General features: G+C 35.0%; 23 protein-coding genes. 18 read left to right on the top strand and 5 right to left on the bottom strand.

Going from position 1 to position 23596, the window contains the following annotated elements:
• The 6 genes from WBY99_RS06905 to WBY99_RS06880 all read left to right on the top strand — a co-directional run.
• On the top strand, positions 1-183 hold a 183-nt coding region (locus tag WBY99_RS06905), incomplete at its 5' end, for a DbpA RNA binding domain-containing protein (RefSeq protein WP_423975597.1).
• A 162-nt stretch (positions 184-345) separates the two neighbouring features.
• Positions 346-984 (top strand): DUF47 domain-containing protein, encoded by a 639-nt coding sequence (locus tag WBY99_RS06900; RefSeq protein ID WP_133440213.1) that lies wholly within the window; start codon positions 346-348, stop codon positions 982-984.
• Between the two features lie 30 nt (positions 985-1014).
• Positions 1015-2157, top strand: coding sequence for an anion permease (locus WBY99_RS06895; protein WP_423975596.1), 1143 nt, complete (start codon positions 1015-1017; stop codon positions 2155-2157).
• A gap of 111 nt (positions 2158-2268) precedes the next feature.
• On the top strand, positions 2269-3240 hold the full coding sequence (locus WBY99_RS06890; RefSeq protein ID WP_423975595.1) for a polyprenyl synthetase family protein: 972 nt from the start codon (positions 2269-2271) through the stop codon (positions 3238-3240).
• A 95-nt stretch (positions 3241-3335) separates the two neighbouring features.
• Positions 3336-4286 (top strand): GSCFA domain-containing protein, encoded by a 951-nt coding sequence (locus WBY99_RS06885; protein ID WP_423975594.1) that lies wholly within the window; start codon positions 3336-3338, stop codon positions 4284-4286.
• Between the two features lie 90 nt (positions 4287-4376).
• Positions 4377-5141: a TatD family hydrolase gene (locus WBY99_RS06880; RefSeq protein WP_423975593.1), complete on the top strand. Its 765-nt coding sequence runs from the start codon at positions 4377-4379 to the stop codon at positions 5139-5141.
• Positions 5142-5264: 123 nt separating this feature from the next.
• On the opposite strand, the gene WBY99_RS06875 is transcribed toward WBY99_RS06880, so the two are convergent.
• From WBY99_RS06875 to hpt, 5 genes are all read right to left on the bottom strand, one after another.
• Positions 5265-6521 carry a DEAD/DEAH box helicase gene (locus WBY99_RS06875; RefSeq protein WP_423975592.1) on the bottom strand — a complete coding sequence of 419 codons (1257 nt, stop codon included), beginning with the start codon at positions 6519-6521 and terminating at the stop codon, positions 5265-5267.
• A gap of 235 nt (positions 6522-6756) precedes the next feature.
• Positions 6757-8835, bottom strand: coding sequence for a TonB-dependent receptor plug domain-containing protein (locus tag WBY99_RS06870; RefSeq protein ID WP_423975591.1), 2079 nt, complete (start codon positions 8833-8835; stop codon positions 6757-6759).
• A 104-nt stretch (positions 8836-8939) separates the two neighbouring features.
• Positions 8940-9923 (bottom strand): GTPase ObgE, encoded by a 984-nt coding sequence (gene obgE / locus WBY99_RS06865; protein ID WP_423975590.1) that lies wholly within the window; start codon positions 9921-9923, stop codon positions 8940-8942.
• A 78-nt stretch (positions 9924-10001) separates the two neighbouring features.
• Entirely contained in the window at positions 10002-10580 is a 579-nt protein-coding gene (locus tag WBY99_RS06860) for an adenylate kinase (RefSeq protein WP_423975589.1), read from the bottom strand.
• Between the two features lie 21 nt (positions 10581-10601).
• Positions 10602-11159, bottom strand: coding sequence for a hypoxanthine phosphoribosyltransferase (gene hpt / locus WBY99_RS06855; RefSeq protein WP_423975588.1), 558 nt, complete (start codon positions 11157-11159; stop codon positions 10602-10604).
• A 153-nt stretch (positions 11160-11312) separates the two neighbouring features.
• Between hpt and WBY99_RS06850 the strand changes: the two genes are divergently transcribed.
• The 12 genes from WBY99_RS06850 to WBY99_RS06795 all read left to right on the top strand — a co-directional run bounded on the left by WBY99_RS06850 (position 11313) and on the right by WBY99_RS06795 (position 23489).
• Positions 11313-12599: an adenylosuccinate synthase gene (locus WBY99_RS06850; protein ID WP_423975587.1), complete on the top strand. Its 1287-nt coding sequence runs from the start codon at positions 11313-11315 to the stop codon at positions 12597-12599.
• Positions 12600-12830: 231 nt separating this feature from the next.
• Positions 12831-13649: an energy transducer TonB gene (locus WBY99_RS06845; protein WP_423975586.1), complete on the top strand. Its 819-nt coding sequence runs from the start codon at positions 12831-12833 to the stop codon at positions 13647-13649.
• 169 nt (positions 13650-13818) lie between these two features.
• The gene (locus WBY99_RS06840; RefSeq protein ID WP_423975585.1) at positions 13819-14592 is read left to right on the top strand and encodes a ParA family protein; all 774 of its coding nucleotides are present in this window, start codon (positions 13819-13821) and stop codon (positions 14590-14592) included.
• Positions 14593-14652: 60 nt separating this feature from the next.
• On the top strand, positions 14653-15540 hold the full coding sequence (locus WBY99_RS06835) for a ParB/RepB/Spo0J family partition protein (protein ID WP_423975584.1): 888 nt from the start codon (positions 14653-14655) through the stop codon (positions 15538-15540).
• A complete protein-coding gene (locus WBY99_RS06830) occupies positions 15540-16169 on the top strand; it encodes a DUF5683 domain-containing protein (RefSeq protein WP_423975583.1) in 630 nt (209 codons plus the stop codon). The genes WBY99_RS06835 and WBY99_RS06830 overlap by 1 nt, the downstream gene beginning before the upstream one ends.
• Before the next feature lie 32 nt (positions 16170-16201).
• Positions 16202-16906 carry a 4-hydroxy-tetrahydrodipicolinate reductase gene (gene dapB / locus WBY99_RS06825; protein ID WP_423975582.1) on the top strand — a complete coding sequence of 235 codons (705 nt, stop codon included), beginning with the start codon at positions 16202-16204 and terminating at the stop codon, positions 16904-16906.
• A gap of 103 nt (positions 16907-17009) precedes the next feature.
• Positions 17010-18659: a signal peptidase I gene (lepB, locus tag WBY99_RS06820; RefSeq protein ID WP_423975581.1), complete on the top strand. Its 1650-nt coding sequence runs from the start codon at positions 17010-17012 to the stop codon at positions 18657-18659.
• 228 nt (positions 18660-18887) lie between these two features.
• Positions 18888-19502 (top strand): WbqC family protein, encoded by a 615-nt coding sequence (locus WBY99_RS06815; RefSeq protein WP_423975580.1) that lies wholly within the window; start codon positions 18888-18890, stop codon positions 19500-19502.
• A gap of 1 nt (position 19503) precedes the next feature.
• Complete coding sequence (locus tag WBY99_RS06810) at positions 19504-21216, top strand: S8 family serine peptidase (RefSeq protein ID WP_423975579.1); 1713 nt, start codon at positions 19504-19506, stop codon at positions 21214-21216.
• 107 nt (positions 21217-21323) lie between these two features.
• Positions 21324-21803, top strand: a complete 480-nt coding sequence (locus tag WBY99_RS06805; protein WP_423975578.1) for a hypothetical protein — start codon at positions 21324-21326, stop codon at positions 21801-21803.
• Positions 21804-21823: 20 nt separating this feature from the next.
• A complete protein-coding gene (locus WBY99_RS06800) occupies positions 21824-22513 on the top strand; it encodes an OmpA family protein (protein WP_423975577.1) in 690 nt (229 codons plus the stop codon).
• Between the two features lie 91 nt (positions 22514-22604).
• A complete protein-coding gene (locus WBY99_RS06795; protein WP_423975576.1) occupies positions 22605-23489 on the top strand; it encodes a decaprenyl-phosphate phosphoribosyltransferase in 885 nt (294 codons plus the stop codon).
• The last annotated feature ends 107 nt before the right edge of the window (positions 23490-23596 follow it).

Here is a 23596-nt window from a genome sequence, read left to right as displayed (position 1 = left end):
ATGTTAGAGATTATCAACAAGTCAACTGAAAAATCAAAAAAACGTCCAGATATTGGTAACATCGAAATCTTAGAAAAATTCTCATTCTTTGAAGTTGAGAAATCATTTAAAGATGAAGTTCTTAAAGGATTGCAAACTCAGAAATTCAAGGGAAAAGAGATGAGAGCAGAAGAATCTAACTAATTTTTCTTTCTTATTTAAATATAAAACAGTTTCATTATTAGTAATGAGACTGTTTTTTTTGTTAGGAAATATTTTCGCAATGTTAATAAAACTTAATATAAAAACGAGAAAGCTGTTACTCTTTTTCGGAAATTTGCACCACTAATTATTAAATGAATAACAATGGGAATCGGAAATATTTTTAAAATGTTCCAGCCGAAAGACAAAGTGTTTTTTGTACTGTTTGAAAAAGTTGCAGAAGAGCTGGTAGCCATGTCAAAAGAATTTCACGAGAGTTTACTCGACTTTGATATTAATGATGATACCATGTTGCAACACATGAGCGATTATGAACACCGAATGGATGATCTTACTCATGAAATTTTCGTGCAGCTAGGAGAAAACTTTATTACCCCGTTTGACAGAGAAGATATCAGCCATTTGGCAAGTGGGTTAGATGATATTGCGGATTTCATGTACGCTTCTGCTAAATATATTTATTTATACAAAGCACCATTGGATCCTGCTTATACCGAGTTCACTTTGTTAATTTACAAATCTTGTCTCGAAGTTCAGCTCGCTCTTAAAAACCTGAACGATTTCAAAGATCCTAAAGCAGTGAAAGAATCTTGTATTAAAATCAATTCTTTCGAGAATATTGCTGATGATGTTTTAAGCCAAGCCATCGTAAAATTGTTTGAGACCAATGATGCATTATTGATTATTAAAGTAAAATCTGTTTTAGAATATCTGGAAACAGTCACCGACAAAGCTGAAGATGTGGCAAACACGATTGACAGTATTTTGATTAAATACGCTTAATCTATTCCCTAATTTATTACAAACAAAAGAATGGATTTACCAATTCTATTAATCATCATCATTGTATTAGCTCTGATTTTCGACTATATCAATGGTTTTCATGATGCCGCAAACTCTATTGCGACCATCGTTTCAACTAAAGTATTAACCCCTTTCCAAGCAGTTCTTTGGGCTGCAGTTTGGAATTTTGCAGCATTTTTTCTTGCTGCGTATGTAATAGGCGAGTTTAAAATTGGGAATACCATTGCCAAATCAGTAAACACCGATTTCATTAATCTCGAAGTTATTTTTGCTGGCTTGGTTGCCGCCATCGCCTGGAATTTATTAACCTGGTGGTTTGGGATTCCTTCCTCATCCTCTCATACCTTAATTGGTGGGTTTTTAGGAGCGGCTCTAATGTACGCTTTGGTTTCAGACTATCATCTAATTGCGGTAACCAATCCCGACTTGTCAATTATCGATAAACTGATACTTGCTTTTAAGCAACTCTTTACCCAAAATGTAGTAAGATATGATAAAGTGATTCCAATCTTTTTATTCATTTTTCTGGCACCGGTTATCGGTTCGGTTATTTCAATCCTTATCACCTTATTTATTGTTTATGTTTCTAAAAAAACAAGTCCTCGGAAAGCCGATAGCGTGTTTAAAAAATTACAGTTGGTTTCATCTGCATTATTCAGTTTAGGACATGGGACAAATGATGCACAGAAAGTAATGGGAATTATTGGTGCGGCGATTATTTTCCACCATACCCATACCTTGCAAGATCCAGTGTATTTAGCTTTAGACAGTACCCATCAGTTCAATTATTTTGTAGAACACTATTATTGGGTTCCTTTTACATCATTTTTAATGATTGCTTTAGGAACGATGAGTGGAGGCTGGAAAATTGTAAAAACCATGGGGACTCGAATTACCAAAGTAACACCGCTAGAAGGAGTTGCAGCGGAAACTTCTGGTGCAATCACGCTTTTTATTTCCGAGCATTTCGGGATTCCGGTTTCAACAACACACACCATTACTGGTGCGATTATCGGAGTTGGTTTAACCAAAAGAGTTTCTGCAGTTCGCTGGGGAATTACGGTAAGTTTACTTTGGGCGTGGGTTTTAACCATACCAATTTCAGCCATCGTAGCGGGAGCTACCTATTTGGTTGTTATCTTTTTAAAATAATCAAACCGCAATCAATAGTAAAAGTCATTTCGAAAGAGATGACTTTTTTTGTATCTATTTTAATGGTTAAAGATTATTTTAAATCGTATTTTTGCAGAAACAAGAAATTTTATGCAGTTTTTAGATGAATATCAGGGGATGGTTGCTACCGCGATTCAAAAATATATCTTCAAGGATAAACCCGAGGAACTTTATGCTCCGATGAATTATATTATTTCACATGGGGGGAAAAGACTTCGTCCGATGATGGTTTTAATGGCTTGTGAAATGTTTGGTGGTGATTTGAAAAAGGCGATTAAACCAGCTTTAGCAATCGAGTTTTTCCACAACTTCACCCTGATTCATGATGATATTATGGATGAAGCACCACTCCGTAGAGGAAAACCAACTATTCATACGTTGCATGGAATTAATACTGGAATTCTTTCTGGTGATGCCTTAATGTTCAAAGCGCTTAAGTTTTTTGAAAATCTCGAACCCGATTTGTATAAAGCTTGTATGCGTGTTTTCATCCACACCGGATTATTACTTTGCGAAGGACAGCAATACGACATTAATTTTGAAACGCAAGAAGAAGTTACCTTCAATGATTATATCAGAATGATTTCCTATAAAACGGGGATTTTAAGCGCTTCTTCTTTTGAAATTGGTGCTTTAATCGCAGGTGCAGATTTTAAAGACGCAAAAGCCATTTTTAATTTCGGAAAACACGTCGGAATCGCATTCCAGATTATGGATGATTACCTTGATGTTTTTGGTAATCAAGAGCAAATTGGTAAAAAGCACGCAGGAGACATCTACGAAAATAAAAAAACCGTCTTATATCTTTTAGCCAAGGAGCATACCACAGAAGAAGAAAGAAAAGAACTCGAATTTTGGTACGCTAAGAAAACCGATAACGTGGATAAAGTTTATAGTGTTGAAAAGATTTTCCGCCGTGCCAGAGTGGATGAGAAAGCACTACATCTTATTCAAGAACATAATGATTTAGCGCAACAATATCTGAATAAAATAAACGTTGCTGACGAAAAGAAAAAACCATTCGTTGAACTGGCAAATTATTTGTTGCGAAGAGAATCTTAATGAGATAATGTGCTAATTTGAAAATTTGAAGATGAATTAACAACTGCTTTTTTAATTTTCAAATGAGCACATTCTCAAATTTTCAAATTGAAAAAATGAAATTCCGTACCGAAGTAGAAATCCCCAATTCCGCTCATAAAATAGAAGTTGAAGATCATGTGTTTTCAATAGGTTCTTGTTTTGCATCTGAGATTTCTGAGTTGTTGCAAACTGGGCAAATTCAAACTTTGAACAATCCTTTCGGAACAATTTTTAATCCGTTTTCGATGAATCATTCGATCAAAAAACTTCATCATTCCGAGTTTTATTCTGACGAAGATTTAATTAAATTTAATGATGAAATGATTTCTTTGGATCATCATTCTTCATTTGATTCCCGATTTTTGCATCAGATTTTAGAAAAAATAAATCAAAATATAGAAGTCGGAAATCGCTTTCTACAAAATACCAATTGGGTAATTATCACTTACGGAACTTCCTATATTTATGAATTTCTACCAAAGAAAAAACTCGTTGCCAATTGCCACAAAATCCCCGGAAAGTATTTTGAAAAACGACTTTTAACAAATTTGGAACTCACCGATTCTATTTACGAAACCATTGAAAAGCTGAAAGATATTTGTAAAGAAAACGTTCAAATTCTCTTCACGGTTTCGCCCGTTCGTCATACCAAAGACGGAATGATTGAAAATAATTTGAGCAAATCAAAACTCATTTCTGCCATTCACGAAATTATTCCTCAGTTCGAAAACTGCCATTATTTGCCAGTTTATGAAATTTTAATGGATGATTTGCGAGATTACCGTTTCTACAAAGAAGATTTAATTCATCCAAACAAACAGGCGATTAATTATATTTGGGAAAAATTCGGGAACGCTTATTTCGCTGATGAAACCATGGATTTTGTGGAAGAAAATTTTAAAATTTCAAAAGCTTTGCATCATAAAACTTCCGATGAAAATTCGCCAAAGCATCAAGAGTTTTTAGAAAATTTAAAAGAAAAAATCGCTTTGCAACAATCAAAAGTGAAACATAAAATATTCTGATTGTACAAAGTATTAACGTAGAATATACAATTATACTTTGTACTTTTCTACGTTAATACTTTGTACAATTTTACATTAGACATCAAAAAAATGATCGACACTCACACCCATTTATATTCCGAAGAATTCGACGAAGACCGAAAAGAAGCGATTGAAAGAGCCATTTCTAAAGGCGTTTCCCAGTTTTATCTTCCAGCAATTGATTCTTCAACGCACGAAAAAATGCTTGATTTGGAAAGTCAATATCCGAATCAAATTTTTTCAATGATGGGTCTTCATCCGTGTTATGTGAAACCTGAAACTTGGGAAAACGAACTGAACTTGGTTGAAAAATATCTGAATGAAAAATCGTTTCCGGCAATCGGAGAAATCGGAATCGATTTGTATTGGGATAAAAGTACTTTAGATATCCAAACTAAAGCTTTCGAGCAACAAATTGATTGGGCAATCGAAAAAGATTTGCCGATTGTGATTCACACCAGAGAAAGTTTCGATGAAACATTTGAAGTTTTAGAAAGAAAAAAACATCCGAAATTGCGTGGTATTTTCCACTGTTTTTCGGGAAATTTAGAACAGGCAAAACACGCGATCGACTTGCAGTTTATTTTGGGAATCGGTGGAGTAGTCACTTTTAAAAACGGAAAAATCGATCAGTTCTTAAATGAAATTCCTTTAGATAAAATCGTTCTGGAAACCGATTCACCTTATCTTGCGCCCGTTCCACATCGCGGAAAAAGGAATGAAAGTTCGTATTTGGATTTGGTCGTTGGAAAATTAGTTGACATTTATGGAAAAGATTTTTCTGAAATCGACAGAATCACAACCGAAAATGCTTTAAGAATGTTTTCGAAATAAATTTCTCGCAAAAGTTTTCACGCAAAGTCGCAAAGATTTTTCGCAAAGAGTTTTTAGAAATAAAAAAAGACCGCAACTATAATTGCGGTCTTTGCGTTTCGTCTGTGCCTTTGCGTGAAATATTTATCTATTTCTCGTGAAATTACTTTTATTATTGGGCTTTTTGGCGTGACCACTGTTTGAATTTCCTTGCGGTTTCGGTCTTGGATTAAACGGTTTATTGTTAGAATCCCTTTTTTGAGCCACTAAATTATCCGTATGAAAAGGGTGATCTCTCTCTACCGGAATTTTTTTACCGATCAGTTTCTCTGTATTTTTCAGATTCAATAAATCCAAACCATCAACAAAAGAGATCGAACTTCCTTCTGAGCCGGCTCTTCCTGTTCTTCCGATTCGGTGAACGTAGGTTTCAGAAACATCAGATAATTCAAAATTCAAGACATATTTCAGTTCGTCAATATCAATTCCTCTTGCTGCAATATCAGTTGCTACCAAAATTCTGGTTTTCCCAGATTTAAAGTTGCTTAAAGCATTTTGTCTTTGATTTTGGGATTTATTTCCGTGAATTGCTTCCGCCGAAATTTTATGACTTTGCAGTTTTCTTGCAATTTTATCCGCACCATGTTTCGTTCTCGAAAATACCAAAACCGATTCTTTGATGTCGTTTTGTAAAATATGCGTCAACAATTCCAATTTATCGTCTTTGTCAACGAAATATACTTTTTGATTGATCGTATCTGCAGTTGCAGAAACCGGCGCAACTTCAACTTTTACCGGATTGGTAAGCATTGAATTAGCCAATTTGCTGATTTCATCGGGGAAAGTTGCAGAAAAGAAAAGAGTCTGTCTTTTCGGAGGCAATAACTTGATGATTTTTTTTACATCGTGCACAAAACCCATATCAAGCATTCTGTCCGCTTCATCCAAAACAAAAACTTCTAAGTTTTGAAGAGAAACAATTCTCTGTGAAATAAAATCTAATAATCTTCCTGGAGTTGCTACCAAAATATCAACACCTCTTCTCAACGCTTTTTCTTGTGCAGCTTGTTTTACACCTCCAAAAACTACAAGATTTCTTAGGTTCAAATTTCTACCGTAAGCATTAAAACTCTCTTCGATTTGGATCGCCAATTCTCTGGTTGGCGTTAAAACCAAAACCTTGATGTTATTGTTGCGGCTGTTTTTTTCTGCAAGATTTTGCAAGATTGGAATCGCAAATGCGGCTGTTTTCCCAGTTCCGGTTTGTGCCGTTCCAAGTAAATCTCTTCCCTGTAAAATGCTTGGGATTGCTTTTTCCTGAATAGGAGTTGGTTGCGTGTAACCTTCTGTTTTAAGCGCATCGAGGATGGGCTTAATAAGTTTTAAGTCTGTAAATAACAAAATTTCTGTGTATTAAATTAATGCGGGTGAAGCGTTTTACTTCATCATTTTTGAGCAAATCTGCCAAAAATTTTAACAGAGATTTTTAAGTAAATAAATTACCGAAAGGGCTAAGAATGCCGCGAAATATTTTGCAAAGATAAGTTATTATTTTTTCGCTGATACTATCTTTAATAAATAATCTTGCTAAGGTTCGAAATCTTAGCAAGATTATTTATTAATATAATTCTTTAACTTAAAAAGTGGAAGCTGGTGCGGTGCTGTTATTCAGTTTTTTCTGAATATCGATTTTTTTGCCGGTTGAAAAGTCGTAGCTCAATCCTAAAACAAACATATTTTTGTTATTGAAAATCTGAGTGTTTGCGGTGTAATTTACGAGACTTTCGGGCAAGCTTTTGGTTTTGTATTCTGATGGCATTCCGATCCAATATATTCCTGTAGTGAAAGTCCAGCTTTCTTTTTTATAACTTGCAAAGAAATGGCTTGCATTTTCGTTGGTTGAAAGAAACGCACCATTGAGCGTATAGTAAGGAACATTGAATTGATATTGAATATTTAAATTTTTATATTCCGATGAGAAACTGAAATAATTCCCGATATAATTATTTTTTATCAATGTTCCATCATTCGTTTTTAAAGTTTCGGAAGCGGGAGCAAATACAAGTTTTGCGACCAAAAGATTATTTCCGAAAGGTTTTACAGAACCCGTAAGTTGAAGTCCGTATTGTTGTGCGTTTTTGGCATTTTCGTAGGTGAGAAGATAACCGCTCGAATCTGCATTTAAAACATAATATTGATTGCTTGCGCGATTTCTTAACCAATAAAAAGCATTGGCATTCAGATCAAAATATTTGGAATTAAAGGAATAAATTAAATTATTTCCCCAAGAATGTTGCGATTTCAAAAACGGATTACCAGTTCTTACAATGTTGGGAACGACTTGAACCATATTGCTACTCAATGCGTCGCTGCTCGGACTTTTCGGTACATAACTGCTTGTGAATCTTAAACTTTGATTGTTTTTCAGTTCATAGCCCAAAACAACTTTTGGTGTTAAAGCCCATTCATCAAAAGTCGTTTCGGCACTTTTATTATGAATATTCGTTAATCCCATTCCGAGGCGATACGTTAATTTATCTTTCTTGCCAGAATATTCGGTGTAAAGATATTGTTCCAGATAATTTACGGTGTAATTTGATTTTCCTGTCAAATTTTGTAAATCATTGGAAATGGAATTGTTTGAAATTCGGTATCCAGAACTGAGTTTCCCTTTTTCGAATTGATGAGAATGCGCCAGTTCGCCAATAAAACCATTTTGTTTTGCCTTCAAAATCATATCATTATTAAATACGTCTTGGTTGTTAGACAGAATCCATTCTCGATCAAATTGCGTAGAATTGGTATCATAAAATGAACCCACTAGATTTAAACTCAGTTCATCTTTTTTGCTTAAATTTTTAGAATAATACAAATCCAAAGTCGGATTTACATAATCGGAAGCACGGTTGTGAACGGTTCCATGTATATTCTGAAGAGTTCCTTGGGTAAAATTACTTTCGCCAATTCCGTTGCTGAATGAATCGCTGATATTCATCGTCAGTTTTGCCTGAAACGCATATTTATCGATTTCAGTATTGGTAAATCTTGCGGTAATATATTGGTCGGTGTATCCGAAATGGTCTTTTTGCTTTTCGTCGGATTTGTAATGTTCGTTGTTTAAATCGTATTCGTAGGTTTTTTTTACGATTCTGTTATCATAATTTCTAAGGTAGATATTGTATTCTATGCCGAAATCATTTTTCCCTTTCGTGTAATTTCCATACGCAGAACCATTCAAAAAGCCTGTCGTAAAAGCCGTAGAAGCATCTGCACCGAAACGGTATCCATTTTCGGGATTCTTGGTAATCACGTTTACCACCATATCTGCTCTTGTCGCAAATCTTGCTGGCGGAATATCGAAATATTCTACACGCAGCACATTTTCTGGACTAATGCTCTTCATCTGCAAATCGCTTGCTTCAATACCATTGATGAGGAATAAAATTTTCCCACCTTTTGTGCTGGTTACAGTATTCGAAATGGGATCCAATTGCAATTCGGGCAAAGTGGTGAGAAGGTCTTTTGCAAATCTTGCTTTTTCCAATGCATCTTTATCAAAAGTATAAACCGATTTGTCGGCAAACTGCTTTTTGCGTTGGGATTTTATTAAAACTTCTTGGATGTCTTTTGTTGATAGAGAATCTGCGGACTTGTTTTCTTGAGCGAATGCTGTTGAAAATGAAAGAGAAAGTATAAACAGTAAGGGTTTTGTCATCGTTATTATCTTTAATAAATAAGACAACTTAAAGTGATTTTTTATTACAAAAAAAAGCAACTTTAATGAAAAAGTTGCTTTTTTAATATTTTTTCGAAGAATTTTTACCCGTGCAATCTTTTCCAGATCGCATCTTTCAGTTCCATAATACCTTCTTGGGTAACAGCTGAAAAGAAAATGGGTTGTCGGTTTTCTGGGAATTCTTTAGAGATTTCAGTTTTCAACTCATCGTCTAATAAATCTGCTTTTGAAATAGAAATTAAAAAATCTTTGTCTAATAATTCAGGGTTGTATTCTTTCAATTCATTTTCCAAAATCTTAAACTCTTCGAAATGACTTTCGGAATCTGCGGGAATTAAAAATAATAGAATTGAATTTCTCTCAATATGTCTTAAAAATCGATGACCAAGACCTTTTCCTTCTGCTGCTCCTTCGATGATTCCCGGAATATCGGCCATCACGAATGATTTATAATTTCGGTAATCTACAATTCCTAAATTAGGAGTTAAGGTTGTAAAAGCGTAATTCGCAATTTTCGGTTTTGCTGCAGAAACTGCTGCCAATAAAGTTGATTTCCCAGCATTCGGAAATCCTACCAAACCTACATCAGCAAGAAGTTTTAGTTCAAAAGTAATATAACCTTCTTCACCAGGCAATCCTGGTTGTGCATATCTTGGCGTTTGATTGGTTGAAGATTTAAAATGCTCATTACCTTTACCACCTTTACCACCATGTTTAAGGATGATTTCTTGACCGTGCTCCATAATTTCGGCAACGATTTCTCCTTCCTCATTTTTAGCAATTGTACCTAAAGGAACTTCAATATATACATCTTCGCCATAAGCTCCGGTTAACTGGTTTTTGCTCCCGTTTTTACCGCGTTCGGCTTTGATATGTCTTGTGTAACGCAATGGAAGCAAGGTCCATTCATGTGAATTTCCTTTTAAAATTACGTGACCACCACGGCCACCATCTCCACCATCGGGACCACCTTTCGGAACATATTTTTCACGGTTAAGGTGTGCAGATCCTGCACCACCATGACCACTTGTACAATGGATTTTTACGTAATCTACGAAGTTGCTCATATTTTTTTTGTTTCGAGTTTCAAGTTTCAGGTTTCAAGTTGAATTGGTTGGAACTTGAAACTTTGGACCTGGAACAAATTACTTTATTTTTTCTACTTCCGCAAAAAGTTTTTCAGAGATTTCGTCGATTGCTCCAACTCCGTTCACTTCTACATATTTGCCTTGTTGTTTGTACAATTCGGCAACTTCTGCAGTTTTTGCATAATATTCTTTAATTCTGTTGGTAATGATTTCTTGATTAGAATCATCAGTTCTTCCACTGGTTTCTCCTCTTTTCAAAAGTCGCTCCACTAAAACTTTATCCTCTACAATTAAAGACAGACAGACATTGATGTCGCTGTTTAAAACTTCTTTAACTATTTCTTCTAAAGCTTCTGTTTGGGTTGCTGTTCTTGGGAATCCGTCGAAAATAAATCCTTGCGCATCACATGGTTTTTTCAATTCATCGGTCAACATATCGATGGTCACTTGGTCTGGAACCAATTCGCCTCTGTCGATATATGATTTTGCTAACTCACCTAATTTGGTGTTGTTTTTCATATTGTAACGAAACAGGTCACCGGTAGAAATTTGTTTCAAATTGAATTTCTCAATTAAATTCTGCGCTTGCGTACCTTTTCCGCTCCCTGGAGGACCGAATAGAACGATATTTATCATATTTTTTATCAGATTTATTTTTTAGTGATTGATTCTTCCTTCAGATAATTGATATAAATCTGGAAGATTTCTTCCTAATTCATCATAATCAAGACCGTAACCTAAGACAAACTTATTCGGGATTTCTTTGGCAACGTAATCAATTTTGAATTCTTTTTTGTAAACATCTGGTTTTAATAATAAAGATGCTACTCTTAAAGATTTTGGTCTTTGGGTGTTTTTAAAGTATTCAAATAAACTTTCAATCGTATTTCCTGTATCGATGATATCTTCCATTAAGATGATATGGCGACCTTCTACTTCCTTGGTTAAATCCATTTTTTTATAGACAATTCCTGTAGATTGCAATCCTCCTGAATAAGAACTCATTTGAATAAAAGCGATTTCGCATTCGCCTGGATAATGTTTCAGAAAGTCAGAAAAAAACATAATTACTCCATTGAGAACTCCTATAAAAACAGGAACTTCATCTTTGTAATCCTCATAAACTTTCAGGGCAAGCTCTTTGATGATGGATTGAATTTCGTCGTTTTTCATATACGGAACGAACTCTTTATCGTGAATTTTAACTATATTCATATGTTTTTTCTAAAGTGCAAATTTAGGGAAATAATTTGAAAGTGAGGACGGTTAATCCAGACCATATATAAAGGATGTGAATATTTTACGCCTAAATTTTGTTCAAGATTATTATAAAAACTATTTTTGTAGAAATCTAAAAAAAAGTAAAATATGGCAACTTATGTTGTAGTTGGTCTTCAGTATGGCGACGAAGGCAAGGGTAAAATTACCGACGTTTTATCGGCGAAATCGGATTATGTAGTTCGTTTTCAAGGGGGTGATAATGCGGGACACACTGTTTATGCCGGCGAAGAGAAATTTGTTTTGCACTTGCTTCCGTCGGGAGTTTTGCAATGTAAAGGAAAGTGTATTATTGCAAATGGAGTAGTCGTAAATCCGAAAGCCTTTTTGAGTGAAATCGCTCAGATCGAAGAAAAAAATATGCGTACTGATCACGTTTTTATCAGCAGAAGAGCGCATGTCATTATGCCATATCACATTCTGCTCGATACGTATCGGGAAGAGGAAGCAGGTGGGACTTACATTGGTACCACAAAAAAAGGAATCGGACCTTGTTATGAAGATAAAATCGCAAGAGTAGGAATCCGAATGATTGATCTTTTGAATCCCGAAGTTTTGGCCGAAAAGATTAGAAAGAATTTGAAAATTAAAAATTCACTTTTCGAAAAATATTTTGAAAAACCGACTTTAGAATTTGACGAGATTTATAATGAGTTTTTAGAATTAGGAGAAAAATTAAAGGATAGAATTGTAGACACTGAAGTTGAATTGAACCAAGCAATTCACGATGGAAAAAATATTTTGTTCGAAGGTGCACAAGCAGCAATGTTGGATATTGATTTCGGAACGTATCCTTACGTTACTTCTTCTTCGCCAACAACAGGCGGTGTTTGTTCTGGCGCAGGAGTTCCGCCAACAAGTCTTCAGAATTTAATTGGAGTAGCAAAAGCCTATACGACAAGAGTAGGCGAAGGTCCTTTTCCAACTGAGTTAGATAATGAGTTCGGAGAAAAAATCAGACAAATCGGTTTTGAATTTGGAGCGACGACAGGAAGACCAAGAAGAACTGGCTGGCTCGATTTGGTTTCTTTGAAACACGCAACTATGATTAACGGAATTAATAATTTAGTGATCACGAAACTCGATGTTCTTTCAGGAATTTCAACGCTGAAAATCGCTACGAAATATAAAACCGAAGACGGAAAAATTATCGATTACTTCACTTCTTCAACTACGAAATTATACAATTACGAACCAATTTACGAAGAATTGCAAGGTTGGGAAGAAGATATTACGAAAGTTCGTAGTTATGATGAGTTGCCGGAGAATGCAAAAAAATACATTAAGTTTATTGAAAACTATTTAGGCATCAATGTTTACCTTGTTTCCGTTGGTCCAGAAAGAAGCCAGAATATTATTAGAAAAGAATTATTTTAATTATATTAAATAAATTTTGGTAAAATATATAGTAAAACCACTCTTCGCAGAGTGGTTTTGTTATTTGTGAAGTTAAAATTATTCATGTATTATGTTTTGGATTGTTTCTTTTGATTATTGTTAAAAAATTGGCTTGAGTTTTGATAAAAACTAATCGTTAACTATGATAATGTATTAAACTAATAATCATCAATTGATTTTTGTAACTTAACCAATTAAAATAATGTAGTGATGAGAAATTTACTCCAAAACAAAGAATTTCAACTTGATGAAATCCTTTTCGAACACCGAAATAAAAACTATGGTGCTTATGTTTTAAGAAATGAAGCGGATCATATTTTAACCAAATCAATGTTGATAGGAATAGGCGTTTTTGCAATGATGGCGATTTCACCTTTAGTCATAAGTATTTTTAAATCAACGGAAAAAATAGTCATTAATGAAATTCCGCCACCTTACATCATAAGTAATGTGGAAAGAACTGAAAAGCCTCCAGTAGTTGTTCATACAAACCCTCCAGCTCAAACTCCGGTGAATACATTAGATTCAACAGTTCCGACTCCGACAAAAAATCCAGATCGAGAGAAAGTAATGCCAAAGCAGTCTGATTATGATCATGCAATCGCTGGAACTCAAGATATTATTGGGGAAGCTCCCGTAATTAATTATACTCCGCCAACGGTGCAGGATGTACCAGTGAAAAGTCCGGAAATTAGCGTTCCAAAACCCATTGATAATTCACCCAAAATAGCCGTCGATGTAGAAGCCAATTTCTTGGGTGGAATTAATGCCTTTAGAAATAAAGTGGTCAATCAGTTTGATAATTCTGTTATTAATGGAAATGGCGACGTGATTAAAACAATGGTTGTGTTCATCGTTGAAAAAGATGGTACGATCAGTGAGGTAAAAGCTACGGGTCTCAATTCGGATTTCAATCGTGAAGCAATAAAAACCATTAAATCAGTAAAAGGAAAATGGGTGCCTGCAAAATTAAATGGCGAGAATGTAAGAAGCTATTTTAAGTTCCCAATTTCTATGCAATTCGAATAAATAGGCAGTTAACGTAAAAAGAGTAGACTTATCCACAAAATACCTTGTTTTGTGGATAATTTTATTTATAGGTAAGTCTTTGGTTAATAGCTATTTAACGTTATTTCAAGGTTTATGAATCATTTAAAAATCAGAAAAAAGTGTATTTTTGGGGATTAAATTTTAAATAATGGCTAAAATCATAGGAATCGCTAATCAAAAAGGCGGAGTAGGTAAAACCACGACGGCGGTTAATCTCGCTGCAGCATTAGGAGTTTTGGAAAAGAAAATTCTAATTATCGATGCAGATCCTCAAGCAAATGCAACTTCAGGTTTAGGAATTGAAGAAGCTACTTTTTCTACCTATCACTTGCTGGAACATAGTGTAGAAGTGGAGAAATGTATTCAAAAAACCGCTTCTCCTAATTTGGATATTATCCCATCTCACATTGATTTGGTCGCTGCTGAAATTGAATTGGTCGATCGCGAGAACCGTGAATATATGCTGAAAAAAGCATTGGAATCAATCAAAGATCAATATGATTATATCATTATCGATTGTGCACCAAGTTTAGGTTTGATCACGGTGAATGCGCTAACCGCTGCAGATTCTGTGATTATCCCAATTCAATGCGAATATTTTGCCTTAGAAGGTTTGGGTAAATTATTGAATACCATTAAAAATGTTCAAAAAATTCATAATCAAGATTTAGATATTGAAGGTTTACTGTTGACCATGTTTGATTCTCGTTTAAGATTATCAAATCAAGTGGTAGAAGAAGTTCACCTGCATTTTCCTGAAATGGTTTTTGAAACAATTATCAGCAGAAATGTTCGTTTAAGTGAAGCACCAAGTTTCGGCGAAAGTATTTTAAATTACGATGCAGAAAGCAAAGGAGCGATTCAGTATCTTCAGTTGGCTGAAGAAGTTTTGTTGAAAAACGAAAATTTAATCAATAATTAAGAAATGATTTTCGAGGTCTAATAATGTTTAAACTTTAAAAATCAAGAAAATATTTTAAGAATGAAAGACAAGAAAAGAGCAATGGGACGTGGATTGGGTGCGATTTTGAGCGCCGAATCGAAAGCGACTGTCAACTCCGCTACAGATGAAGGTGCAGACAAATTTGTCGGTAATATCATGGAGGTCTTTTTAGAAGATATTGATCCCAATGCGACGCAGCCAAGAACTTATTTTGATGAAAAAGCCCTGAATGATTTGGCGCTGTCCATCAAATCTTTGGGGGTGATTCAGCCGATTACTTTAAGAAAAGAAGGAAATAGATTTGAAATTATTTCTGGAGAAAGACGTTTTAGAGCGAGTAAAATTGCTGGTTTAAAAAGTGTTCCGGCTTATATTCGATTGGTTAATGATCAGGAATTACTCGAAATGGCTTTGGTCGAAAATATTCAAAGAGAAGATTTAGATGCCATCGAAATTGCTTTAACTTACCAAAGATTATTGGAAGAGATTGGAATGACCCAAGATAATTTAAGTCAAAGAGTCGGTAAGGAAAGAAGTACGATTACCAATTCAATTCGTTTGCTGCGTTTAAATCCTGATTTCCAAAATGCCATCAGAAGTGGTGAAATTTCTGCGGGTCATGGTAGAGCCATCATCAGTGTGGAAGATGAAGAAAAACAAAAAGATCTTTTTGATAAAATTTTGAAACATGGGTTAAGTGTTCGTCAAACAGAGCAAGAAGCCAATTTGTTGAAAAATCCTAAAGAAGAAGTAAAGAAGCCTAAAGCACAACTGCCTAATCATTTCAAAAAAATGGAGAAAAATTTAGCAGATATTTTAGAAGTCAAGGTAGAGATTAAATCAGCCGCAAATGGTAAAAAAGGAAAAATAGTTTTGGATTTCAAAAACGAAGAAGAATTAGAACAAATTCTTTCACACTTTAAATAATGCAAAGACTCACCATTATATTTCTGATCGTATTTTCCGTTAAAATTTTCGCGCAAATCAGTCCGAAAGACACGATTCGTGTTGAACATTATCCAACAGATTCAGTTTCTGCCAAAGAAGTTCCTTCGGAAATTAAAGTACTAACCAATATTAAAGATTCCAATGCACCTGCGGGAATTAGAAAGTTTAATCCTACGAAAGCAGGATTGTATTCTGCAATTTTACCGGGATTAGGTCAATATTACAACAGAAAATATTGGAAAATCCCAATCGTTTGGGGCGGGATTGGGACAGGAGTTGGCATCACGCTGTGGAATCAAAAACAATACGACCGTTACAGAGATGCATTTGTTGCCGAATTAAATGGTCAACAACATGAATTCTCCCATATTCCCGGCGTGACCAAAGAAGTTTTGGGTAGAACCCAAGACCGGGCAAAAAGACAAAGAGATTATGCAATTGCAATTACTAGTTTGATTTATGTTTTAGGAATCGTAGATGCAGTCGTAGATGCGCATTTGTACGAGGGTAGAAAAGATCCTGATCTGGCTTTGAAACCAACCGTTATTTTTGATGAGTTTGGGAAGGTAAATTCAAAAGCTGGGTTAAGTTTAAGTTATAATTTTTAATAAAAATAGAACGCACTGCGTTGAAAAACAATATGAAAATAGCACTTGTTGGTTACGGGAAAATGGGCCATATCATTGATGAAATTGCAACCAAAAGAGGTCACGAAATTGTAGCGAGATTAAATGAAACGCCTACTTCCGAAAACCTGAATAATCCAGATGTAGTCATTGAATTTTCAAATCCAGAAGTAGCTTTTAATAATATTAAAATTTGCTTGGAAAACAAAATTCCAGTGATTTGTGGAACAACGGGTTGGCTCGATCAGAAACCAGAAATCGAGGAAATTGCACTTCAAAATAATACCGCTTTTTTATACGGTTCTAATTTTTCTTTAGGCGTAAATTTATTTTTTGCACTTAATGAAAAATTGGCGAATTTGATGAAAGGTTTTCCAGAATACAATGTTCAACTCGAAGAAATTCACCATACCCACAAAAAAGATGCACCGAGTGGAACAGCGATTTCCTTAGCAGAGGGAATCATTAAAAATGATAAAAGATTCGATGCTTGGAAACTCGATGAAACTCAAAATAAAGAACTCGGTATTTTCGCCATCAGAGAAGATGAAGTTCCCGGAACACACAGTGTTTATTACAAAAGCGAGGTTGATGAAATCGAAATCAAACACACCGCTTTTAACAGAAATGGTTTTGCAGTAGGAGCTGTAATTGCCGCCGAATGGATTATCGGAAAAACAGGAAATTTCACCATGAATGATGTCCTTTTTAATAAATAATTGAAAATTAGTAATACGCAATTACTCATTGCACATCACTAATTACTTATGAACCTGTAACAATTTTCAAATAAAACAAACTAATAGCGATAAGCAATAAACTATGAATTACTTTCTTACCTATACCATTTATGTAATCATTCTCTCTTTATTGATGGGGATTTCTACGTGGAAACTTTTCAAAAAAATGGGTTACAATCCGCTATTTGCGTTTGTTCCTTTTTATAATTATTTCATTATTTTAAAAGAAACAGAACATTCAAAATGGTGGACTGTCTTTTCATATTTACCGATTATTGGTCCGATTATGATGACGGTTTTCCATTTGTTTTTAATGAGTCATTTCGGAAAAAAATCTTTCGTTCAGAAATTATTAACGATCATCCTGCCATTTATTTATTTGGCAACAGTGAATTATTCCAAAGATGCAGAAGTTGAAAAAGAAGAAGAGCTGTATTTGACCGAGGAGGAATTAGTGGGAAAAAAGAAAGAAACCTTTGTAGGCTCGATTACTTTCGCAGTGGTATTCGCTACCATTATTCATACTTTCGTTACACAACCTTTCGGGATTCCCACGGGTTCTATGGAAAGAACTTTATTGGTGGGTGATTTTCTATTTGTTAATAAATGGTCTTATGGCTACAGAATGCCGATGCGTCCAGTTGCAATTCCTTTTTTACAAGGAACCATCATGGATACGGGACAAAAAGGCAACCCAAAAGATGATCCGAAATCGTATGTTAATGCAATCAAACTTCCGTACACTAGAATTTTACCATTAAATAAACCGCAGAGACACGATATCGTGGTTTTCAATTATCCGCAAGATTCGGTTCACACTGCAATTGACAGGAAAGATCCTTATGTGAAAAGATGTGTCGCTGTAGCTGGAGATGTAATGGAGATGCGAGCTGGCAGACTTTTTATCAACGGAAAACCGGAAGTTATTTTAGGCGACCAACAGTTACAACATAAATATATTGCGACCACAGGAAGTCAATTAGATATTCCAGCATTATATAAAATTTATGGCTTTTTACCGGTTCAGGAAATCCAGACACAAAACGGTTTCATGTACGATTTCCAAGGATTAACCGATAAAATGGCGAAGGAAATAAAAGCACTTCCACAGATTATCGAGCTCAAAGAACATATTTGGGTAAAGGATTCCTCAGCAGTGTCTTACAAAGTGAATGCTGCCAGAGATGCTTACACCAAAAATATCGACACTACCCAATCTATTTTCCCAATCAATAAAAAATGGAATCAGGATTGGTACGGCCCTTTAAGAATCCCGAAAAAAGGAGATGTAGTTACTTTAAATCAAGAAACTTTACCAGAATATCAGTGGATTATTTCCGAATATGAACACCATCATCTAGAAAATAAAAACGGAAAAATATTGATCGATGGCAAAGAAGCAACTCAATACACGATTCAGCAGGATTATTATATGATGATTGGTGACAACCGTGATGCCTCTTTAGATGCCCGTTTCTTCGGCTTTGTTCCAGAAGAAAATATCGTTGGGTCACCAATGTTTACTTGGCTGAGCGTTCAGGGACTTTTCAAAGATAGTGGTTCAACTTACCAAGCAGATACCAAAATCCGTTGGGACAGAATGTTCAAAGCCACCAACACTGGCGAACTGCACAAAACTTCGTATTGGTGGGTTGCGGTCTTAATCCTTGGTTTATTTTTCGGCTGGGATTTTATTATAAAGATTTTTAGAAAAAAAGAAGAAGAAAATTAATTTTTTTTAGGAGCTATTTCCCGCTGTCCGCTGTATCTTTTTTGTAGCACTCTTCGACTCTGCTCAGAGTGCTACAAAAAAGGATGCCGCTTCCATCGGGGCTATGGGGAATCGTGCTGAATCAATGTTTTAGATCATTTGAAAAAAAAATCATCAAGAAGTTATGGAGAAAACATAAGGTTAATCCTTTTGGAGTGTAAAAACATAAATTTATAAAAGAATCAAGTTTTGAAAAAAGTACTATTACCAATATTTTATCTTCCACCAATTTCGTGGTTTTCTATATTTTTTCAAGAAGATGCCGAAATTGTTTTCGAACAATATGAGAATTTTCCGAAACAAACTTATCGCAATAGAACCAATATTTATGGTGCTAACGGTAAATTGTCCTTGATTATTCCGATGAATCACAACGGTACAAGATTGCTAAAAGAAATCCAAACCTCTACCCGAGAAAAATGGCAGCAACTCCATTGGAAATCCATAAAAACAGCGTACCAAACTTCTCCTTATTTCGATTATTACGAAGATCAGCTCGAAGGAATCTTTAATTTTAAATCAAATTCTTTAGTTGAATTTAATCTTAATGCTTTAAAAATTATTCTGAAAATTCTGAAAACAGAAAAGACTTTTTCTTTGAGTGATGAGTATTTCAAAGAACCTGCAGCACTTAATTACAGAGATCGGTTTTCAGCAAAAGCAGAAACAGATTTTCAGGTAGAAAACTATTATCAATCTTTTTCAGATAAATATGGCTTTTTAGAAGACTTATCAATCATCGACCTTCTTTGTAACAAAGGTCCAGAATCCATGACATATATTAGAACCATTAAACAGAAGTAATATGAAAAAGATATTAATTGCAGCGTGTTTTATGACGGGATTGGCCTCATTTGCACAACAAGCAGTTGCTCCTTTGGATCCAATGCAGGACAAAAATTTGATGACTTGGTATCATCAAGACTTTGCATCAAGCAATATTTATGGAGTAAATACCCAGAACGCATACAAATATTTAGAATCTAAAGGTTTAAAACCAAAATCAGTAATTGTTGGAGTTTTAGATGGTGGAGTGCAAGTGGATCATCCAGGGCTCATTAATAATATGTGGAAGAACGTGAATGAAGTTCCTGATAATGGAATAGATGATGACGGAAATGGATATATTGATGATGTGTATGGCTGGAACTTCCAAGGAGGAAAAAATGGAGATGTAGATGTAGATAATATGGAAGTAACTCGTGTTGTTAAAAAATACCAACCGATTTTCGAAGGTCCAAATTCTGTACAAAATAAAGCAAATCAAGCAAAAATGCGGGAGGAGTTTGATATGTACATGAAGTCGAAAACGATTTTTACAAAAAAAAGCATTGAAGCAAAACAGAATTACGAAACGTATAAGAGAATCTCAGATATGATTCCTTTAATGATTTCAATGCTCAATGGGCAAAATCTAACTCCAGCAGTTGTAGGAACAATTAAACCATCTACGCCTGAACAAGCCATGGCGGTCTCTGTTTTAAATCAAGTGAGTAGAGATCCTTCAATTACTGGGAAATCTCCGACCGAAGTACAGCAGTTTTTGGAAACTCAGATGAAAGAAGCTTTGGATAACTTTGAACCTCAAGCATTGAAGCAATATAATTTAGATTATGATCCAAGAGCCTCAATTGTAGGTGATAACTATGACGATTATTTAGAGAAATATTATGGGAATAACCACTATCAGGGTCCAGATGCACAACATGGAACCCACGTTGCGGGGATTATCGCAGGTCTTCCGCAAGGCAATGAAGTGCAATATGGCGTAGGTTATAAAACTGCAAAAATAATGACGGTACGTGCCGTGCCAGATGGTGATGAAAGAGATAAAGATGTCGCAAATGCGATTCGATATGCCGTAGATAATGGAGCAAAAATATTGAATATGAGCTTCGGAAAACCAGTTTCTCCTGGGAAAGAGGTTGTTTGGGATGCATTTAAATATGCTGAATCTAAAGGAGTTCTTTTGGTAAAAGCAGCAGGAAACGAAAATGAGGATATCGCAGAACATGTTTATTATCCTACCAATTTTAAAAACGTAAATGATGCTCAACCATTCATCAATAATATGATTGTTGTAGGTGCATCTACGAATGATAATGAGTTCTTAAGAGCAGATTTTTCCAATTATAATAAAAAAATGGTAAACGTATTCGCTCCAGGTGATAAAATTTACTCTACCGTTCCAGATGGCAAATATGAATATCTGCAAGGTACTTCCATGGCTGCGCCAGTGGTTGCAGGTGCCGCATCGATTTTGCTTGCCTATATGCCAAATTTAACTCCTGCTCAGATGATTGAAGCATTGGTGAAGACTGCAAATAAATCAGCGGTAAATGCAATGATTAATTCTAATACCAATAACAGATTCGACATGATTTCTGAAGCAGGTGGCGTAATTGATGTGAGAAAAGCCGCCGAATATGCATACACGCATTTTTACAAACCGTCCGCTAATTCTGTTCCTTCAAAAACAACAACCTCTACACTAAAGAGAAAAGCTGTTAAAAAATAATGAGACTTAAGTTGTAAAGAATAGAACCCGTTAATTCGGGTTTTTTTTGTATTTTCGTTGAATTGGCACGGTTTTTTGTACTTCTAAACTAATTAATTATCACTACTATGAAAAATTTATTATTAGCAGGAATTATTGGAGCAGCAATGACTGTCTCATGCTCTACCGCAAAAACGGCTCAGTCGGATCGGTCAGAGTTTTTGAAATTGAAAGGAAGTTGGGAGATTACTAGCGTAAACTATGACAAGAATTATAAGGTAAAGCCATTTGATGAAGGCGCTGATGCACAATGTTTCGTTGGAAGTCAGTGGAAATTAATCCCAAATAATTGGACTGGTTCTTATTCGATAAATGGTGGTGGAGACTGCCCAAGCGTAATGCAACCAATTGAGTTCGAAGTAATCAATGGTAACGAATTTAAATTCAAGAAATTGATGGAAGGTTCTAAAGCCAAAGCAGTTACAGTCGGATATTCATTAAGTTTAATTAGCCAGACCGCAGATCAATTTAGCTTAGAACAAAATATTCCTTCAGGAGGGGAAAATGTAAGAATAGTTTACAACTTCGAAAGAACAGGAAGCAAATAATAATTAAAAAAAATAAACTTATGAAAATTTTTAACAAAACAAGTATCGCAGCTTTATTTATCTCAACATCATTAGTGATGACGAGTTGTGAAGCGGTAAAAAACTCAAATAATCAACAAAGAGGAACTGTAATCGGTGCTGCTGCAGGAGCGGTATTAGGTGGCGTTCTAGGGAATAATTTAGGTAAAGGTAGAAATGCACCTCTGGGAGCCGTTCTTGGTGGTGTTGTAGGTGGCGTTGCTGGTAATGTAATCGGTAATAAAATGGATAAACAAGCCAAAGAAATTAAAGAAACTTTACCAGGTGCAGAAGTAGAAAGAGTAGGAGAAGGAATTAGAGTAACCATGAAAGAAAATATGGTGAACTTCGGTTTTGATTCGTCAAACCTAACGCCAGCAGCTAAAATTAATTTAGATAAATTAGCAACAATATTAGCAAATAACCCCGATACCAATATTAATATCTATGGTTATACCGATAGTAAAGGTGCTGATGCTTACAACCTTTCACTTTCTGACAGAAGAGCAGCAGCCGTGAAAAGCTATTTATCATCCACAGGAGTTTCTTCTAGCAGAATGAATACCATGGGAATGGGTAAAGCTGATCCAATTGCTACCAATGATACCGATGCAGGTAGAGCCCAAAATAGAAGAGTAGAATTTGCCATTACAGCAAATGAAAATATGATTAAAGATGCTGGTGGTAACTAGTAATAAATAATTAAAATTATAGAATTTAAGATCCACTTCGGTGGATTTTTTTTATTTAAAATTCACTAATTTCGCAATAGAATTTACATGAATGAAGAAATATTTAAAACTGCTTCGCGTAGAGCAGTGGGTAAAGAATCTATTTGTTTTTTTGCCGCTGTTTTTTTCGGGGAATATTACCCATTATGACTTATTGCTTAAAAGTATTTTTGCTTTTATAATATTTTCGCTCGTTGCCAGTAGTATTTATATTATTAATGATTATTCAGACATCCAATCCGATAGAAAACATCCCGAGAAAAAAAACCGTCCGTTAGCGAGTGGAGCCATTTCACAATCAACAGCCAGGATTATTTTAGCGATTTTATTGATTTTGATTTCTGTTTTAATGTACCTAAGTCGAGATTTTTTATTGGATAATCTCTGGAAATTCGCAAGTATTATTGGCTTTTATTTCGTGATGAATTTAGCATATACCTTTAAACTAAAGCATGTAGCGATTGTAGATGTCATGATTATTTCGATTGGTTTTGTGCTTCGGGTTTTAGCTGGAGGTTACGCCACCGAAATTTTAATTTCGCAATGGGCAATACTACTCACTTTTGTTTTGGCGTTGGTATTAGCGATTGGTAAAAGAAGAGGCGAATTAATTAATGCTCAAGTTTCAGGAAGAACAAGAAAAGCACTCGACGGATATAATGTACAGTTTGCCGACATTGCACTTTCAATCAGTTGTGCTTTAGCAATCGTATGTTATTTAATGTTTACCCTTTCCTCAGAAGTGCAGCAGCGATTCAATCCGAGCGTTTTTTATACGGTAATATTTGTTGTTTTTGCTTTTTTACGCTATTTACAACAAACTTTGGTTTACAACAAAACCGAATCACCGACAAAAATTATTTATAAAGATACCTACATCCAAGTGACTCTAGTACTTTGGTTGGCGACGTTTTTATTACAAATTTATTTCAAATAATGAAATCGCAATAATGAAAAATACAAACAATAGTGAAAATAAGATTGCGATTACATTTGACTTCTGAAAAAATTAATAATTACAAATGAAACCAAATTATAAACAGA

Origin of the sequence: Kaistella sp., from assembly GCF_049588135.1 — a bacterium.
In the GTDB taxonomy this organism is placed as follows: Bacteria; Bacteroidota; Bacteroidia; order Flavobacteriales; family Weeksellaceae; genus Kaistella.
Note: the sequence above shows the minus strand (reverse complement) of the source record. Positions and strands in the feature narration are given on the sequence as shown.